Raw genomic sequence first — 19,019 nt, 5'->3', positions numbered from 1 at the left:
AGTTTTTAAAAATAAAACTAAAATGATATTTTGTAAAATTTCGAAATAATATTAACTACATTACAAATATATTTTATTGAGTAAAAAGGAGTAAATAATGAAAAAAATAATATTTAGTTTAACAGCAGCAACTTATGTTGCTTTACCAGTGATTTCTGTTTCTGCTTTTGGTGATTCAGAAACAGGACATTTATATGTAATAGAAATAAATGGTGTGCCTAAATCATTTAGAAATCATCAAGAAATTTTAAATGAATTGTTAAAAATAGGAAACAGAAGATTTACAAGTGCAATTGGTCTTAAAGATACAAATAATCAATATGGTCAAGTTTTTCTTGAACCAGAAAAACTTTATAAATATGATCGAGAAAAAATAAAACCTGCATACAGAGATATTTTTGGAAATTACGTTGATAATCAAAGACTTGCAATTGATTCATATATTTCTGAAAACAGAATAGTTAAAAAATACTTTGATAGTTTCAACAATCCTTTTGATACTCAAGAAGAAGCGCAGTTAAGCATAGTTGAAGCAATTAAAGAAAATTTAACTTACAATCCGTTTTATGAATTTAAAGTTAAAGAAGTAAATCAACCAGAATATGATTTAAAAATCAATCCATTTATACAGGATGATATAGATAAATTGAGAGATATTTTAGCAAAAGAAAATGTAATTATACGTCATAAAGATGATTTAGAAAATGTAAAAATTAATCAGGAAAAACAAGGAATTACACTAAATGGAAATGACTATATTTATCATAGAGACAATACTGATTTAGAAAATTATTTAGAAAATGTTATGAATAATTTTATTGATGATTTATTTGATATGAAAAACGAAAAAGTCTTTAAACTACAATTTAAATTAGTTGAAACAAAAGGTGATAAAAACAAAACAAATAGTGGTTTTGAAGTTTCAATTAATGATAATGAAAGCAATTGATCTATTATTCAAAATGATGAAAATGGTCTTACTTTAGAAAAAAATGTTAGTCAAAATTATATAGATAAATATAATGTAGAAAATGTTTTAGAAACAATGAAAAATTCTAATGATTATTTTACAACGGATTTAGAACAGAAATATAATTTTTTTGTAAATAAAGTTGGAGATGTTACACTTAGACTCAAAGATAAAAACTTTTTATCAATAAATAATATGAATATAAAAACAAAAACCAAATGAAAACTAGATGAACAAGCAATTGTAAGATATTTTGGTTTTTCTAAAGCACCAGTAAGTATTTTAGATTCTTATGATTCAGCACAAGCATGAAATAATTTTAATATAGAAGTTAACTTAAAATTAGATACAAATAAATTAAAAAGAGTTTTTGAAAATAGAATTAAAAATCTAAATGTAAAAATTTTAAAACAGCAAATGATTTCAACATTAGAGAAAATGTTGAAAAATAATTCTCAATTAAAAGAAAAATATAAAGAATTTAACAATGATTTAGTTTTAGACTTAAATATGAAAAAAATATTAATTAAAAGTATTGAAGAAAAACGTAATAATTTAACATCTAATTATGATTCTGTATTTTATAATATAAACAATTTAATTTCTAAAACTGGAGTGAAAAAAACTAAAGAAAAGATAAATAATTTTAATATTTTAATGAAAAGTAAAATAATTAATAGTATTAAAGACATAAATAATAAAAAATATAAAATATTTATGAAAAGCAAATTCTTTTCTTTAAATGATAAATTTGTTTATAAAAATCAAAATAATATATCATTATTTGAAAATATTGAAAAAAATGATTATACAATTATTAATCATCAAAAATTAATAAAAAATCCATTTAATAATCAAAAAATAAAATATATAAATAAAACTGATTCTACTATAAATGGATTAAATCAATTAAGAAACATTTGATTAGATTATTATGAAAATAACAAAACTAAAAAAGATGAAAAATTGCTTAATATTTTAAAAAATTTTAATCAATACTTTTGAAAAAACAAAGAATTTTTATTTTTAGAAAATACCAAAATAGGAATTTTAAAAAACTTTATTTCAATAGATGATGCAGAGAAAAAAATCTACAATTATAATTCAAGATATACCAATATTACAGAATTAGCTAATCAAACTGAAGAATCGAATTTAGAAGAATATCTTTTAAAAAGAATGAAACCAAAAGAAAGATATTATATCCCAGGATTAAAAAGCACCCTTATTTCTAGAGGGCAACCTTTTAGAGAAGAATTATTTGAATTTAATGATCCTAAAATTTTCCAATTGAACTACAGATTAATTCTTGGAAAATTAATTCTTCCTGTAGCAGAAAGAAGATTTTATGTAGAAGATAACAAATCTATTGAAATAAAATCTAACTATTATAATTTGTGAACCATAGATTTAAATAATCAAGAATTATTCTTTGATTCTCAAGAAGGAATGATGTCATATCTAAGAGATTACATAAAATATAGAGCTAAAAAAATAGAAGGGACTAAATAATGAAAAAGAAAATATTATTAACTAGTGCAGCAATCCTAGCTTTTGCTTCTGTAAATTTGGTAGTAAGTTGTAATCATGAAGAAAAATCAAAAGAACCAAATTTTCCAAAAACGCCAAGACAACAAAAATATGAAGAACTTTTTAATAAATATAAAGAAAAATACGTGGGAAGTGATAATTATGTATTTGATGATTTTGAAGAATTTGATTTCAATAATCAAGATTACTATGAAATAATCAATATTGATAAATTATTAGAATTTAAGCCTACTTATGAATATGTAAAATTAGAAAAATTTAATAACGAAAATATTTTTATATATTTTAAACAAGAAAAAACTGAATTTTTTTATAAGTGATTATTTGATTTTAGATTTAAATTTCAAGTTTATAAGGACGTTATTGACAAATTTGTGCCAAACAAAAAAATAAAATATAAGAATGGAAAAGATGTTTATTTAGTAAAAGAAAGCAAATATAAATTTAAATTTAATTTTTCTCAAAGTGATAAAGATTATAATGAAGTTTTTTCGATTGATAATTCTATTATGGAAGAATTATTATCAATTCCAAATGTAAATATTGAAGGAAGATTTGCTTTTAACAACGAACTTTATTTACCTAAAGAATATAAAAATAATTATTTTTCTAAAATAAATTTATTATCTAATTTTGGTTTTTCTGAATACGAAGATAATGAAAATTATAAATGATTTTCTATTCCAAAACCTAAAATAGAAAAATTCATACCGGGTATTTCACAAAAAGAAATTGATAAGTTTAATTCTTCATTGCCTATAATAAACGTATTTACAACAGAAAATTTAGGTTTTACATCTCGAAATTATTTAAATGACTGATATAACATTGAAAATGATTTAAATGCAAGAGAAAATGTTGAAACAATTGCAAATCAAGATTCAGAAAATTTTTATGATTATGATTTAACTTTTTCTAGAGAAAGAAAAATACAAGATTATGATGTAAAAACAGATGAAAAAAGAGAATATATTAAAAAAGATTCTATTCATTTTATACTTTCTAGACCGCTTAAGATTATATCTACTGAAGGAAAAAATGAAAAAAGAACAGGCTAATTCTTTTCAAAATGATTTTTTTTATTTTTAGAAAATACTAAAATCATTTAAATAAACAAATTTATTGTATAATTAAATATGTAATTATACAAGGCACCATAGCCAAACGGCCAAGGCATGGGTCTGCAACACCCTGATTACCGGTTCGAATCCGGTTGGTGCCTCCAAATTGCGCCCGTAGCTCAACTGGACAGAGTGTTTGGTTACGGCCCAAAAGGTTAGGGGTTCGACTCCTCTCGGGCGCGCCAAATCATCTTATTGACCATAAAGGAAATTTTTAAAAAAGTTTCCTTTTTTCTTATTTGTTTTTCTATATAATTAAATTATGGAAATGAAAATAAAATATAATTATAAATTACATAATATTACTGAATATTCTTTTTTGGAATCAACAATTACAATAGATAAACTTATTTATTTTGCTAAAGAAAATAATTTTTCTTATGCATCTATTTGTGATAGAAATAATATGTTTGGAGTAGCAAAATTAATTGATGAGTGTCAAAAAAATAATTTAAAACCCATAATTGGAATAGATTTAGATGTAGAAAAATATAGATTTTTAATTTTTGCTAAAAATTATAAAGGTTACTTAAAATTAAGTAAATTAAGTTCTGAATTTTTTGCAAAAAAAGAGATTTTTATTTCTGATTTAGATGATGAAAATTTGATAGTTATTGACCATTTTGATTATGGTTTTTATGCAACAAATAAAGAAGTTCCAAATATCGTTAACTTCTACAAAAATAGTAAGGAAATAAATGATGAAAAAACTGTTTTTATAAAGGAAAATCGCCTATTTTTAGAAAAAGATAGAGATGTTTTATCTACACTTTTTTCAATTAATAATAAAGAAATAAAAAATGATTTCTTTGCTTTGTGTGAGCAGGATGAAATAAATGAAAAAAACAATAAAAATATAGAAAAAATTATAGATGATATTAATATAATTTTTCCAACACAACTAAATCCTTTACCTAAATTTAAAAATGATAAAAATTTAGATTCTAAAGAATATTTAATGGATATTATTAAAGAAAAAGCTAATGCTAAAAGTGATGAATTAAAAAAATTTGCTGATAGTTTACCAAGAATAAAAAAAGAGTTAGAAATTATTAATGAACTCGGTTTTTCAGATTATTTTTTAATCATTTGAGATTTAATTAAGTGAGCAAAAGAAGAGAATATTTTTATTGGACCAGGAAGAGGTTCAGTATCAGGATCCCTTATTTCATATATTTTAGACATAACAGAAATAAATCCGCTGAAATATGACTTATATTTTGAAAGATTTTTAAATCCAAAAAGAGTAACAATGCCAGATATAGATATAGATATTCAAGATACAAGAAGAGAAGAATTAATTCATTATTTAATTAATAAATATGGCAAAAAAAATGTAGCACTAATTACAACTTTCCAAACTCTTGGAGCTAAAATGGCATTTAGAGATGTTGCGAGAGTTAAAAAAATTTCTGTTTCAGAAGTTAATGAAATTTCCAAATTAATTCCAAATGATTTTTCATTAAAACAAGCATATGAAAAAATACCTAAATTCAAAGCAAAAATTAACTCAAATCCTTTATATTTAGAAGTTTTTGAAATAGCTAAAGAAATAGAAGGACTTCCACGACAACATGGAACACATGCTGCTGGAGTTGTTATTAGTGACAAAGAAATTGAAACAGTAGTTCCAACTTTATATACAGATAATAATTTTTTAGAAACTCAATTTCCTATGGAGTATCTTGAAAAATTTGGATTATTAAAAATTGATTTATTAGGTTTAAAAAACTTAAGCGTTATTCAAGATGTGATTGAACTTGTAAAGGCAAAAACAGGATTGCAAATCAAAATTGAAAATATTCCAACATATGACTTAAATACTAATTTATTACTTTCAAAAGCACAAACAAACGGTGTTTTTCAACTGGAATCACCAGGAATGAAAGAAACTTTGAAAAAAATTTCCGTCACTTCCATTGATGATGTTGCTGCTATAATCTCTCTTTTTAGACCAGGACCAATAAAAAATATTGATACTTATGCTAAAAGAAAAAAAGGTTTAGAAGAAATTCCAATTATCTCTAATGATTTTGACCAAATTTTAAAAAGCACATATGGAATTATCATATACCAAGAGCAAATTATGCAAATAGCTCAAACTGTTGCTAAAATGGATTTTGCTGATGCAGACATTTTAAGAAGAGCAATTTCTAAAAAAGATATTCATTATATGGAAGAGTTAAAAGAAAAATTTTATTCTGGAGCACTTTCAAATAATTATTCCTTAGAAACTGTTGAAAAAGTTTTTTCTCAAATAGAAAAATTTGCAGAATATGGGTTTAACAAAGCTCATGCAGTAGCTTATGCTGTTTTAGCATATAAAATGGCATATTTAAAAAGTAAATATACTCAATATTTTTATGCTGCTTTAATTAATAATGCAAGTGGTTCTCATGAAACAATTAAAAAATATGTTTTAGAAGCTCAAAATTTAAAATTTGAAATCGAATCTCCAGAAATAAATAGTTCTTTAAATAGTTGTGTTATAGTTGAAAATAAATTAATTTTACCTTTTATTATGATTAAAGGTCTTGGTATTATTGCAACACAAAAAATTATTGAAATAAGATCTAAAGGTCAATTCACTTCATTTTTTGATTTTTGTTTAAAAATGAAAATGAATAAAATTACTGATTCAATTATCAAAACTTTAATTTTTTCAAATACTTTAAGAGAATTTGGAAATATCTTTGAACTTGAAGAAAAATATAACCAAATTTCTTTATATATAGATATAATCGTAGAAAAACAAGGTGATGATTTTTCTTTAAATGAAGAAATTTATGAAAAAACAAAAAATGAATTTTTACAAAATGATATAAAAATAGAACTAGATAATGCTAAAATAGAATTAATTCAAAATAAAGAGTTGTCTTATCTTGGAATGACTTTTACAAAGGAAAAAGCAAGTAAATTTGAAGGAAAAATCAAACTTGCAGATATCCACAAAGGAACTAAGCACATTTTAGTTTTAAAAGTAGTTTCCAAATCTTCTTTCCATGATAAAAACAATAATGAAATGGGTAAAATTACTCTTAAAGATAGTTCAAAAATAATTGAAATATTAATTTTTTGAAGAGAATGAGAAAAAATTAAAGAACTAAAAATTAATCATTATTATGAATTTGAAATACTAAAAAAAGAAAATCATGATTTTAAAATTTCATCTATTATAAAGGAGTTATATGAATAAAAAAATATTATTAGTGGATGCCAATTTACTACTTTTTAAGTCATTTTATGGAACAATTTACAACAATTTAAATAATAAAGATGGTGTTCCAACATCAGCAATCAACGCTTTCTTTTACACTTTATTAAATGTAATTGATTACATTGATCCAGATTGTTTATATCTAGCTTTTGATTCTGCTCAAAAAACAAAAAGACACGAAATGCTTGCTGATTATAAAGATGGCAGAAAACAAGCACCAGAAGAACTTTGAATTCAATTTGATTGAATTAAAAAAATATTAACTGAAATGAATATAGTTTTTGAAAACATTCCAACTTTTGAAGCAGATGATTTAATTGCTACCTTAGCAAAAAGATTTTCAGAAAATGAAAATGAAATTATAGTATTTTCAGAAGATAAAGATTTATTGCAATTGGTAGATGACCATGTATCAGTATTAAACAAAAGAAGAGAAGAATATACACTAAAAACAAGAAAAAACTTTTATATTTATGAAGAAATGGATCCAAGACAAGTTATTGATTTTAAAGCACTTGCTGGCGATCAATCTGATAATATCAAAGGTGTTGAAGGTATAGGAGAAAAAACTGCTAAAAAACTATTAAATAAATTTAGTAATATTGACAATATTTATAGAAGAATTGAAGAAGTTTCAGATTCTTTAAAAGAAAAATTACTTGCAGATAAAGAAAATGTTTATTTATATAGAGAAATTGTAAAATTAAACGACCAAGCAACAACTAAACACACAATAGAAAGTACAACTTTTAAATTTAGAAGAACAAAAGAATTAGCAAATATTTTAGAATATTTAGAATTAAAAAATTTAGAAAAGAAAATAGACAATTTTTAAGATGATAGCAGTTATTGGAAAATATGGTTCTGGAAAAACAACCTTTTTAAAAAAAATAGAAAAATACGGTTATAAAGTTTTATACACCGATGATTTTTATAAAGAATGCTATGCAAAAAACGGAGTTTGCGTTTCTATAATTAAAGAAAAATTAGGAATAAATTTTATTAAAAATGATGAAGTAAATAAAGAAGAAATTAGAAACTTTATTCTTAATGACAAAGGCAATATAAATAAATTAGAACAATTAGTTTATCCGGTGCTTGAAGAACATTTAAGCAAGTATAAATATGATTTTGTTGAAATACCAAATTTATTTACGAAAAACGCAAATTTTCTTCGTTTTTTTTCACAAATTTTAAATATTCAAACAACCGAAGAAAAAAGGCAAAAAAATATTGAAAAAAAAGGTGTGAATAAAAAAATTTCTGAATTAAATAATTTCCTAAATAATGGAAAAATAGGCAAAAAAGTTGTTAATATTTCGTGAGAAGATATAGAAAAAGAAAACTTTTTTGAAGATTTTTTTACAACTTTAAAAATACTATAATAAAATAATTTCACTTAAATAAAAAAACAAAATTTTAGGGAGTAAAATGAAAAGCAAATATAAATTAGAATTAGAAAAAAGAATAACAGATTATGATATGGAAATCATAGAGAATTTTTACTTACCTATTATTGGGGCAAAAGCTGTATTTTTGTTTAGTTTTTTACATAATAAAGTTAAAGCAAACTTATCTTTAAGTTCTCTATTTTTTGAAATTGAAGAATTTATTATTGAATTAAATATGAAAGAAGATAAATTCAAAAAAAGCAAACAATTTTTAGAAGCTGTTGGTTTAATTAGAACCTACTATTCAGAAGACTTAGATGAATACATTTTTTTACTAAAAAAACCTTTAGAAGTTGAGACTATTTTAAAAAATAAATTATTTTTAAATGAAATAGAGAAAAAAATAGGACAAAAAAAATTAGAAAAATTAATAAATAAATTTGAAGTTAAATTAACTAATACAGATGATTATGAAGATATTAGTACAAGCTTTTTAGAAGTTTTCAAAATCGATGAACAAAAAATATCTAATACAGTAGAAATTGAATTAACTAAGGTTAATGACAATTCAACTGCTAAAGAAACTTTTAATACTGAAAGATATTTAAATTTTTTAACTAAAAAATCTGTAAAACCTTCTTTAGTAAAAGAAATTGATAAATTTTTAGTTCATATGAGTCAAGAATCTATTAATGAAGTGTTAAGTTTTTGTTATGAAGTTAATGGTAAAATAAATAGAAAGTATTTTATTACCATAATATCTGATTTACTAAAAAAAGAAATAACTGAAGCAAAGGATATTAAAAATGAGTTAGAAGATGCCCTTTCTTTTAAAAAGAGTTCCCAAACTAATATTTTAGATTTAGATGAAGAAGAAACTAATGGTTCTAATAATTCATTTAAAAATAAAGAAAAAGAAGTTTCAGAAAATGAATTAGAAAAAATATTAGATTTTTTATAGAAAAGAGAATGGTATAAAATGAAATTAAATTTAGATATCTTTTCTAGTGAACAAGAAAAAGAAATAATTGATAAAAAGAAACAACTAATAATTCAAGAAATAAAAAGAAATAGTAAAACATCTGAAATAATTGAACAATATTCAATTTTGGATCAAGAAATTGAAAAAAATTTAGATTTATTTATTCAAGTTTTAGAAAAAAATGAAAATTTTGAAGTTTCAATCGTAAGAACTGAAACAGGAACTTTGAAAAAAGTATTTATTTTATCTGAGAAAAGAAAAAAAGAGAAATATAAACAAAATTTTTGATTAACAGAAATTTTTAGTTTTGATGTTGATTTAGACTTAAAAACTCTTTTAAAACAAAATCAACAAAAAGATACAAAAATTAACTCAAGATTTTTAAAAGTCATAGAAAAATATAAAAATTTAGAGCATGGCTTTTATTTTTATGGCGATATGGGAGTGGGAAAAACAAAATTTTTACAAGCTACATCAGTGCATTTTGCTAAAAAAAATAATTCTATAATTTTTTTAAATATTCCTATTTTTCAAACTTATTTAAATAATAAAATAACTTCCAAAACATTAAATTTAAATGAAATTTTAGAAAAATTGAAAAAAGTAGATAAATTATTTTTAGATGATTTTGGTTTAGAAAAAAAATCAATGTGATTCAGAGATTCAGTTTTATACGAAATTTTAAATTATCGTTTAGAAAATTCAAAAATAACTTTTTTTAGTTCTAATTATTCTTTATTGGAACTCAAAAAAATTTATTTAGATTCTTTTGTGGACAACAACAAAAAAGAAGATGAAGAATTTAAAGTTACAAGATTTATAGAAAGAATTAAAGGACTTACTGAAGAGTATAAAATTTTTGGAAAAAATTTAAGAAATAAATAAAAAAATATTCTTATTTTCATTTATAATTTAATTAAAATTATGAATGAAAATAAAGAAAATAGAAGACAAAAATGAAAAAAATATAGAGATTCTATTAATGGATACTCTTTTTTTTATTTTGCTCTTTTAGAAAAAGATGTAAAACTTAAGAAAAATTATTATAAAATTAAAAAAATAGTAGAAAATTTTAATAAAAAAAGCACATTAAAAATAGATGATTTTTTAATTTTAGAAAATTTAGATAGAGAAAAAAAAGCAAATAGTAATTTAGAAGATGACAAAAATATAAGTTTAAATTTTAATTTTTTAAATAATAAAATAAATGAGTTAAATGCTTTTTTAAATGAAAAAAAGGAAAGAATTACATTTGTAGAAAACATAAATATAGATTCACATATTTTTGATGAAGAGATTCAACATGTTGAGTCAATTAATATCGAAAATGAAAGGATAGAAATGAAAAAAATAAATATAGCTATCGATGGACCTTCAGGAGTTGGTAAATCCAGTGTTTCTGAACTCCTTGCTAAAAAATATGACTTAAAATTTATTAATTCTGGATCATTTTATAGAGCAATTTCTTTGTATTTTTTAAATAAATTAGGAGAAAATAATTTTTCTCAAATATCAAATGAAAAATTTGTATTAGAAAATTGAAATATAGACAAATTGCATTTAGATCAGAAAGGTAATTTATATTTAGAAAATAAGCTAATTAATTCTAATGATTTAAGACAAGATGTTATTTCATGAGGAGCAAGTAATATTGCCAGATATAAAGAAATAAGAAAGCAAATTGTAAAATTTTTACAAGATTATTCAAGTAAAGAAAAAGGTGTAATAATGGATGGTAGAGATACAACATTTGTTATTTTACCTAATGCTGAGTTAAAAATATTTTTATGAGCTTCTGCAGAAGTTCGGGCATTAAGAAGAATGAAACAAAATAAAGAAATGGGTTTTGAAACAGATTTTGAAAAACTCAAAAAAGAGATTGAAAATCGTGATTTTCAAGATATGAATAGAGAAAATGACCCTTTACACAAAACTGAAGATGCTATTTTAATTGATTCTTCTAAATTGACTCTTGAAGAAGTAGTGGAAGAAATTTCAAAATTAGTTGAGCAAAGGATGAAAAATGAGTAAGAACATAGTTGCAATTGTAGGAAAACCTAATGTTGGTAAATCAACTTTTTTTAACAAATTAATAGGAAAACGTGTATCAATAGTTCATGATCAACCTGGTGTAACTAGAGATAGACTTTATGAAGAAGTTGAATGAACAGGAAAGAAATTTAAAATAATAGACACAGGTGGAATAGAAGTTGAAGAAAGAATTTTTCAAGAGCAAATAAGAATTCAAGCACAAATAGCTATTGAAGAAGCTGATTTAATTATTTTGATGCTTGATGGAAGAAATGAAGTAGATAAAGACGATTTTTTCGTAGTAAATTTACTTAGAAAAAGTGGAAAAAAAATCCTTGTTGCATGTAATAAATTAGAAGGAAACAAAGAATTTGATTATTCAATTTATAAACTTGGTTTTGAAAAATATTTTCCACTTTCAGCTATGCATAGTGAAGGTATAGGAGATTTATTAGATGAAGTAGTTGCTCATTTAAATTTCGAAAATACAGAAAAATCGGATAAATTTAAACTTTCAATAATAGGTAAACCAAATGCTGGTAAATCATCATTGCTAAATTCTCTTCTTAATGAAAATAGATCTATTGTTTCTCCGATAGCTGGTACTACAAGGGATTCTATATCTTCTTTTTTAACTATTGATAATCAAGAATTTGAAATTATTGATACAGCTGGAATAACAAGAAAATCTAAATTAGTTGAATCGGTTGATCATTACGCCTTAATGAGAGCTATGAATTCCTTATCAGAAAGCAATTTATCTTTAATTATAATTGATGCAACACAAGAATTAAGTCATTTTGATTCAAGACTTGCTGGTTATGCATTTGAAGAAAATAAACCAATAATTATTGTTGTAAATAAATGGGATTTGGTTGAAAAAGAAACAAATACTATGGTAAATTTTGAAAAAAAACTTAGAAAAAATTATAAATTTTTAGATTGAGCTTCTGTTGTATTTATTTCTGCTTTATACAAGAATAGATTAGAAAAATTAAAAGAAGAAATTCTTCATGTAAAAGAAAATTTACAAAGAAAAATTCAAGCAAGTCTTTTAAATGAAGTGTTAATGGAAATTCAAATAAGTCAACCTGCTCCATCATTAAAAGGAAAAAGACTGGAAATTTCCTTTATAAAACAAGTAGAAGGACCTATTCCAACTTTTTTACTTTTTGTTAATAACAAAGATTATGCACATTTTACTTATTTAAGATATATTGAGAATCAACTTAGACAGTATTTTAATTTTAAAGGAACACCAATTAAATTAATTTTAAAAAACAAAGGTGAGAATAAATAATGAAAAGAAAAGAAATTTTAGTTGAACTTTCACAAAGAACTAAATTAAACATAAGACATTGTGATTTATTTTTAGACTCTTTTATTAATTTAGTTATGGATAAATTAAATGAAGAAGAAGAAATTTTGATTCCAAAATTTGGAACTTTTTGTATAACAACTCAAAAAGCAAGAGAAACAATTTATTGAAAAACCAAAGAAAAATATATTGTTGAACCTAAAAAAATTCCAAAGTTTAAACCAGCAAAACATTTTAAAGAATCTATATCAAATAATATTAAATAGATTCGATAAATGGTGCAAAATCAATAATTCCTGGATACATTAAATCTATTTCAATCCCTTCTTTTGATAAAAAATCAATATTTATGGATTGTTCACTATTTAGATCAATTTTATTTGCTGAAATAAGGAAAAATCTTTCTAAGTGTTTAAATAATATTATAAAGAAACTAATACCGCCATGTGCATTAATGTTTTTTAAATATTTTAATTGATGATCTTTTATGTTTTGTTTAGGTAAGTAATTTTCATTTGTGCTTTTAGCTTCAAAACAAATAAAAAAACCTTTATAAATACCATAATAATCAACAGTACTTTTTTTAGAAATAATTGCATTTTCTAACTCATTGTTATTTGATACTTTTTTAAAAGAAATATCTAAATTCTTTTTGTGAAAAATTGCAATATTATTTTCTAAATAAAATTTAATAGTATTATTAATTATTTTTTCTAAGATCATTCCTCTGTTTTTAGTGTTTTGCATACTTATTATTTCCTTTTTTTACTACTTTTGTAAGAAAAAATACAAAAATGAGAAAAATACAATATTTTTCCTATTTTTCGAAAAAAAAGTATAATTATAAATATGATTGGGGTAGATATAATTTCAATTTCCAGATTTAAAGGAAAAAAAGAAAATTTTATAAAAAGAATTTTGTCAGAAAATGAATGAAATTCTTTTATAAAAACAGAAAATAAAGAAAAATTTTTAGCTACAAGGTGAGCAATTAAAGAAGCAATTTTTAAAGCAGATAATAAATATTTTAATTTTAAGCAAATTGATATTTATAAAGAAAACAAAAAGTATAAATTTCAAAATTTTGAAATATCAACCTCAAATGATGAAGATACAGTTATTGCAGTAGCAATTAAAAAAGAATAAAGGAATATTATTATGAATATAAAATTTAAAAAAATTCTGTTTTCTCCTATTTGATTATATAGATTTAATAAAATTAGGAGAATGGCAAAAAAATATAAAAAAGGAAAAATTGAATTAAAACCACAATTTAGAAACGATTTAATTTTAAAATATGCAGAAAAAATTTTAAAATTATACAATGTTGAAATTGAAGTAAAGGGCAAAGAAAATTTAACTAATAAAAATTTTATTGCTGTTGCTAACCACTTGTCTAATGGAGATTCTTTTATTTTATTTAGTGCTTTGCAATCCGATATTGAGTTAAAAACAGATCCAAGAAGAATATTAACCTTTCTTGCTAAAAAAGAACTCACTAAAAATTGAGTTTCTAGAAGTATTTTAAATTTAATTGATACATTTTTTATTGACCGTTCTAAAATCAAAGAATCATTTAAAACTTTAGATGATTTCGGAAATTTTGTTAAAACCAATAAAACTATAGGAATAATTTTCCCAGAAGGAACCAGAAGCAAAGATGGTAAAATGCAAGATTTTAAAGCAGGAGCTTTTAAAATAGCTAAAAAAATGTTTTTACCAATTTTACCTATAACTATTAATTATAGTGGACTAATGTTTGATTCCAAAAGAAAAGGAAAATTAAAGGTAGAAGTTATATTTCATAATTTAATAAAACCACTAAGTTTTAGTTCTCAATCAAATGAAGCAATAGCTGCAAGAGTAAAAAACATAATAGAAAGTAAATATATTGTTAGCGATCCAGAAAAAAGAAGTAAAAAGGATAAATAATGGAAAAATTAGAGAATGAATTAAAAGACAAAACTAAAGAAAATATAGATAAAATAGAAGAAAATCTTGAAAAAGAAATCGAAGCAGAAAAAAATAATGATGCTGATATAAATATTGAAAATTTTAGTGGACCATTAGATTTATTATTATCTTTAGTAAAAGAGAAAAATTTAGATATTTTTGAAATAAACTTAGCAGAACTTGCTACTGACTATTTAAGAGTTATTGATAGAATTAAGGATACTCACTTTGAAATAGCGACTGATTATCTTGTTATGGCAGCAACTTTGATTCAAATAAAAGCAAAAATGCTTTTAGCAGAAAAAGATGAAGTTATAAAACAAGAAATTGAAGAAGATAAAGAAAAATTATTAAGATTACTTGCTGAATACCAACAATTTAAACCAATTTTTCAACTTTTAAGAGAGCAAGAAGAAAAAAGATCTCACATTTTTATTAAAAAAGCAAATGATTTGGAAGAATTTGTTAGACCTATTGACAGAACACAAGTGGATGGAAATTCTTCAAAAACTAAATTAACGCAAATTTTAACTTTAATGTTTGAAAGATTACATGCTGAAAAATTAAGACAAATTAAAATCGATAGTGTTAGTGTTACTCCTGGCGATCAAATGAAAATGATAAGAGAGTTATTTGCAAAACACGGAAAAGTTACTTTTGAAATGATCTTTTCAGTACCTTCCATAAAACACTTTGTAATTACTTTAATAGCATTATTAGATATGAGTAGAAAAGAAGAAATTATCTTAACACAAGAAGAACAATTTGCTACAATAATAATAGAAAAAGGACCAAACTATGAAAAATAAAATAATTGAAGCTTTAATTTATATGCAAGGAGAAGAAGGGATTTCTTCTGAACAATTACAACAAGTTCTAAAGTTAAACACAGTTAATGAAGCAAGAAGTTTGCTAAAAAGATTTGCAGATAACTTTAACAGACTTGAACGTGGAATCTTTGTAGTTGAATTTAATGATGTTTTTAAATTTGCTACAAGAGAAGAATTTAAAGAATATATTTCTGATTTAGTAACAATTACAAGAAGACACAAATTATCAAATGCAGCTATTGAAACTGCAGCAATTGTTGCTTACAAACAACCAGTAACTAGATCGATGATTAGTGACATTCGTGGAGTTGCTTCAGATGCAATTGTTGCTTCCTTATTAATGAAAGGAATAATAGAAGAGGTGGGTGTTTCACCAACTGTTGGACAACCAACTTTATATGGAATTACAAATAGATTTTACGATTATTTTAAATTAAAATCTCTTCAAGATTTACCAAAATTTCACGAGTTTGATCAATTTGTAGAACCATCTGGAGAATTCGATGAAATAGAGGAAGTTGAAGAAGAAGCTTTTGATTTATTCGGTTCACAAAGAGAAAAATAATTTTAGGATACAATGACGATAGATAATAATAACGAGCATTTAATTAATCATATAAACGAAGAAAATACAGAAAAAATGGATTCATTAGCAACTGATGGAGAATTTTTTGTTTCCGAAAATGAATTAAAAACTGCAAATATAATTTCATCCGAAATCGTAGCTAAATTAGGCAATTCTGAAGAAGAAATTAATGAAAATAGTGTTTTTCTAAAGGCTACTTTATTTAAAAATATGCTTCAAAAGTTATCAAATAAGAATCATAAAATTTTCATATATTTTGATCATGATGATATCAATTATGCTTTTGCAGAAATTTTTATTAAAATCTTATCAAGTGATCAAAATAATAAAATAACAGTTTTAAATGCAGAAAATAATTTAACTAAAGATTTTGCATTAAACGAAATTTTTAAGCAAAGTTATGATTACTCCATTTTATTTTTAAAAGAAAATGATTTTTATAAAATTGTTTTCAAAAAAAGAACTTGAGATAACTTAACAAAAAAAGAAGAACAATTTTTAAATAAACTAGAATTATTTAATACTTTAGCTTTTAATAAAGTTCAAAACAGAGAAGAAGGTATTGTTTTTTTAGATAAAAGAATTATCAAAAGTAACAAAACCGTTTTTTCTGATAATAAGTATTTAATTTCTATTGACAAAAAAGATGATTTATCTGTATTTTTACCATATAAAAATATTTCTATCAAACATTTTAATGGCTTTTTAAATGGTAAAGAAATTCCTTTAAAAAGAGAAATTAAACAAACATTATTAAAAGAAAAAAAAGAAAAAAAAGATATTCTATTTTTTAATAATATTCAAAAGCAAACAAAAAATATCTTTGTTAAAAATTTAAATAATAAATATATAGAATTAACACAAGATGATATTAACTTACTGACTGTTGAGTATATTAGTGATAAAAATAATGGTTTAAATAATGTTGAATTTCATATTTTAGATGATAAATTATCTATTTTTCAAAGACTTTTAAGAGATAAAGGAATTACTAATATTATACAAAGTCCAAAAGAAATTTCTTTAACTGATTTTGTGTTTAAAAACAAAAATAAGATTAAAAACTTAGTTTTTGTTTATGATGGAATTAAAATTTATAAAATCGATTTTAGCAACAAAAATGATTTAGTTGGATTTGAAAATGTAGCAGATATTTTATTTAATATAGAAGTTTTTGATTATTTTAAAAACAATAAAAAAGATATTTGCAATTCATTAACAAAGATAAAAAAAGAAATTGATATTAATGTTTCAAGATTTAATCAAACTATAGCTATGAGTTTTAACTCCTTTTTAAAATTTGTTAAAAAAATCAAAAGAGAAAAAATGATTTCTAAATATAAAATTTTAGAGTTTGATCTTAAAAAGCAGGAAAATCTTTCTTCAAAAAGAACAATTTCTATAAAACTAACTTTAGAAAATGGATTTATTATTAATTTCTATTTTGATAAAGTGCAAAATTTACTACAATTTTCTACTTTTTCAACCTTTATACACAAACAAGAAATCAATTCAATAATTAAAAAAGAAGATGAAATCAAAAAAGAAATTATAGATTTTTCTATTTCATTAAAAGAAACAAACATAAATAGTAAGATTAAAAACATTTTTAAGTTCGCTTCGTTTTTAGTAATAATCTTTGTGATCTTTGTAATTTTATTTTCAACCATTTATAGAACTAAAGAAAGTGATGCTGAGGGAGTTTTAGGAATATTTGTTATTTTTTACAACATATTTTTAAATAATTATTTAAATAGATTTTTTAGTATTGCAATTGGTTTATCCTTTTTATTTTATTATCTATTTAGCACGTTTATGCTCTATAGAATACTTAAAAAACAAGGAACTAAAGTTAAGTTCAAACATTTATATTTAGCAATTTTTATAGGAACTATTGTTCAAAATATTACTCCTTTTGCTTTTGGTGGTGATTTATCTTCATATTGATATTTACAGAAAAAAGGGTATAATAAATCACATTTAGCTTCTGCATTTGCTTTATCATCACTATTTCAACAAATATCTATTTTAATAACTTCTTTTATTTTTATTCCATTAGGTTTTTATTTATATAGAGATACTCTTTTAGTTGATATAGATGCTAAAAAAATAATAACTTTTATTTCTTTAATTTTAGGAATATTATTAAATATTGTTCTGTTTTTTATTATTCTACTAATTTCAGTTGTTAAACCAGTTCAACACTTTATTATAAGAGTTATCATTTTCTTTCATAAACTTCATCCTTTATATTATTTTAGTAATTTAGATAGAAAAAAAATAGTTTTAGAAAATAAATTCTCTGAATTTAAAAACAATATTAAAAATGTCTTTAAAGATATTAAATTATTTTTAGAGTGTATATTTTTATATAAAATTTTAAATTTCGTATTAAATGGCGCTATTTTTATTGCTTTAATAATTCAACCTAAAATACTTGAAGTATATAATACACCAGGTCAATTTATGTATTGATTCTTAAATTTTTTAGCAGGAAGTGCTCTTGTAAATACAGCAAATAACCTTTCTCCAACACCTGGTGGAATAGGGACATCTGATTGATTATTATTAGTAATTTTTAAAAATATTTTTGTTGACAAAAATGTTGTTGATTTAGAAAACAATCTTAAAATATTTAGTTTTTCACTTAAAATTTTCTACTGATTAGTACCTAATATTTTATCTGGATTAATGTTATTAACACTTTATTTAGGAGAAAAAAGAGTAGATAAATACAAAAACATTGAATCACTTATTAGTATTGATTCTAATTTATCTAAAAACTACAAAAAAACAAAAACAATTTATTTTAAAAATGCTTTAATTATTTGAATAGTTTTTTCAATATCCATTTTATCTATTATATTTTTTCATTAAATAAAGAGAAAATAATCAAAAATAATAAAAAAACCTCATTGTGGAGCAATGGGGTTTTCATTATCTAAATTTAGATAATTAAGTGTAATGAACTATTTATTTAAATATTCATTAATAAGATGTTAACTTTAATTTTATAAAGTGGGACAATTTATTGGGACACATTTTACCAGTGATATCACTGGTAAAATT

General features: G+C 22.4%; 16 protein-coding genes and 2 tRNA genes. 17 read left to right on the top strand and 1 reads right to left on the bottom strand.

What is annotated here, in order from left to right; all coding sequences use genetic code 4:
- Nucleotides 1-97: 97 nt before the first annotated feature.
- From ACXX84_RS00540 to ACXX84_RS00485, 12 genes are all read left to right on the top strand, one after another.
- Entirely contained in the window at nt 98-2,482 is a 2,385-nt protein-coding gene (locus ACXX84_RS00540; RefSeq protein WP_458560322.1) for a hypothetical protein, read from the top strand.
- Nucleotides 2,482-3,579 carry a hypothetical protein gene (locus ACXX84_RS00535; protein ID WP_458559613.1) on the top strand — a complete coding sequence of 366 codons (1,098 nt, stop codon included), beginning with the start codon at nt 2,482-2,484 and terminating at the stop codon, nt 3,577-3,579. Before ACXX84_RS00540 ends, ACXX84_RS00535 begins: the two co-directional genes overlap by 1 nt.
- A gap of 92 nt (nt 3,580-3,671) precedes the next feature.
- A tRNA-Cys gene (locus ACXX84_RS00530) sits at nt 3,672-3,746 on the top strand.
- A gap of 4 nt (nt 3,747-3,750) precedes the next feature.
- A tRNA-Arg gene (locus tag ACXX84_RS00525) sits at nt 3,751-3,827 on the top strand.
- Between the two features lie 77 nt (nt 3,828-3,904).
- Nucleotides 3,905-6,838, top strand: coding sequence for a DNA polymerase III subunit alpha (dnaE, locus tag ACXX84_RS00520; protein ID WP_458561095.1), 2,934 nt, complete (start codon nt 3,905-3,907; stop codon nt 6,836-6,838).
- Entirely contained in the window at nt 6,831-7,694 is an 864-nt protein-coding gene (locus ACXX84_RS00515; RefSeq protein WP_436358485.1) for a 5'-3' exonuclease, read from the top strand. The genes dnaE and ACXX84_RS00515 overlap by 8 nt, the downstream gene beginning before the upstream one ends.
- Nucleotide 7,695: 1 nt before the next feature.
- Nucleotides 7,696-8,244 carry a dephospho-CoA kinase gene (gene coaE, locus ACXX84_RS00510; protein ID WP_436358484.1) on the top strand — a complete coding sequence of 183 codons (549 nt, stop codon included), beginning with the start codon at nt 7,696-7,698 and terminating at the stop codon, nt 8,242-8,244.
- A 46-nt stretch (nt 8,245-8,290) separates the two neighbouring features.
- A complete protein-coding gene (locus ACXX84_RS00505; protein ID WP_436358483.1) occupies nt 8,291-9,211 on the top strand; it encodes a DnaD domain protein in 921 nt (306 codons plus the stop codon).
- 18 nt (nt 9,212-9,229) lie between these two features.
- Nucleotides 9,230-10,117 carry a DnaA ATPase domain-containing protein gene (locus ACXX84_RS00500; protein WP_436358482.1) on the top strand — a complete coding sequence of 296 codons (888 nt, stop codon included), beginning with the start codon at nt 9,230-9,232 and terminating at the stop codon, nt 10,115-10,117.
- Nucleotides 10,118-10,156: 39 nt separating this feature from the next.
- Nucleotides 10,157-11,263 (top strand): (d)CMP kinase, encoded by a 1,107-nt coding sequence (gene cmk, locus ACXX84_RS00495; RefSeq protein WP_458572714.1) that lies wholly within the window; start codon nt 10,157-10,159, stop codon nt 11,261-11,263.
- Complete coding sequence (gene der, locus ACXX84_RS00490; protein WP_436358480.1) at nt 11,256-12,563, top strand: ribosome biogenesis GTPase Der; 1,308 nt, start codon at nt 11,256-11,258, stop codon at nt 12,561-12,563. The genes cmk and der overlap by 8 nt, the downstream gene beginning before the upstream one ends.
- A complete protein-coding gene (locus tag ACXX84_RS00485; protein WP_436358479.1) occupies nt 12,563-12,847 on the top strand; it encodes an HU family DNA-binding protein in 285 nt (94 codons plus the stop codon). The genes der and ACXX84_RS00485 overlap by 1 nt, the downstream gene beginning before the upstream one ends.
- On the opposite strand, the gene recU is transcribed toward ACXX84_RS00485, so the two are convergent.
- On the bottom strand, nt 12,840-13,328 hold the full coding sequence (gene recU / locus ACXX84_RS00480; protein WP_436358478.1) for a Holliday junction resolvase RecU: 489 nt from the start codon (nt 13,326-13,328) through the stop codon (nt 12,840-12,842). The genes ACXX84_RS00485 and recU overlap by 8 nt on opposite strands.
- Before the next feature lie 102 nt (nt 13,329-13,430).
- On the opposite strand from recU, the gene ACXX84_RS00475 reads away from it, so the two are divergent.
- The 5 genes from ACXX84_RS00475 (at nt 13,431) to ACXX84_RS00455 (ending at nt 18,827) form a co-directional block, all read left to right on the top strand.
- Nucleotides 13,431-13,727, top strand: a complete 297-nt coding sequence (locus ACXX84_RS00475; protein ID WP_436358477.1) for a holo-ACP synthase — start codon at nt 13,431-13,433, stop codon at nt 13,725-13,727.
- Nucleotides 13,728-13,808: 81 nt separating this feature from the next.
- Nucleotides 13,809-14,513, top strand: a complete 705-nt coding sequence (locus ACXX84_RS00470) for a lysophospholipid acyltransferase family protein (RefSeq protein WP_436358476.1) — start codon at nt 13,809-13,811, stop codon at nt 14,511-14,513.
- Nucleotides 14,513-15,343, top strand: a complete 831-nt coding sequence (locus ACXX84_RS00465; protein WP_436358475.1) for a segregation/condensation protein A — start codon at nt 14,513-14,515, stop codon at nt 15,341-15,343. The genes ACXX84_RS00470 and ACXX84_RS00465 overlap by 1 nt, the downstream gene beginning before the upstream one ends.
- The gene (gene scpB, locus ACXX84_RS00460; protein ID WP_436358474.1) at nt 15,333-15,929 is read left to right on the top strand and encodes an SMC-Scp complex subunit ScpB; all 597 of its coding nucleotides are present in this window, start codon (nt 15,333-15,335) and stop codon (nt 15,927-15,929) included. The genes ACXX84_RS00465 and scpB overlap by 11 nt, the downstream gene beginning before the upstream one ends.
- Before the next feature lie 12 nt (nt 15,930-15,941).
- The gene (locus ACXX84_RS00455; RefSeq protein ID WP_458572713.1) at nt 15,942-18,827 is read left to right on the top strand and encodes a lysylphosphatidylglycerol synthase domain-containing protein; all 2,886 of its coding nucleotides are present in this window, start codon (nt 15,942-15,944) and stop codon (nt 18,825-18,827) included.
- Nucleotides 18,828-19,019: the final 192 nt, after the last annotated feature.

Source organism: Mycoplasma sp. AC157, from assembly GCF_054343415.1.
Note: the sequence above shows the minus strand (reverse complement) of the source record. Positions and strands in the feature narration are given on the sequence as shown.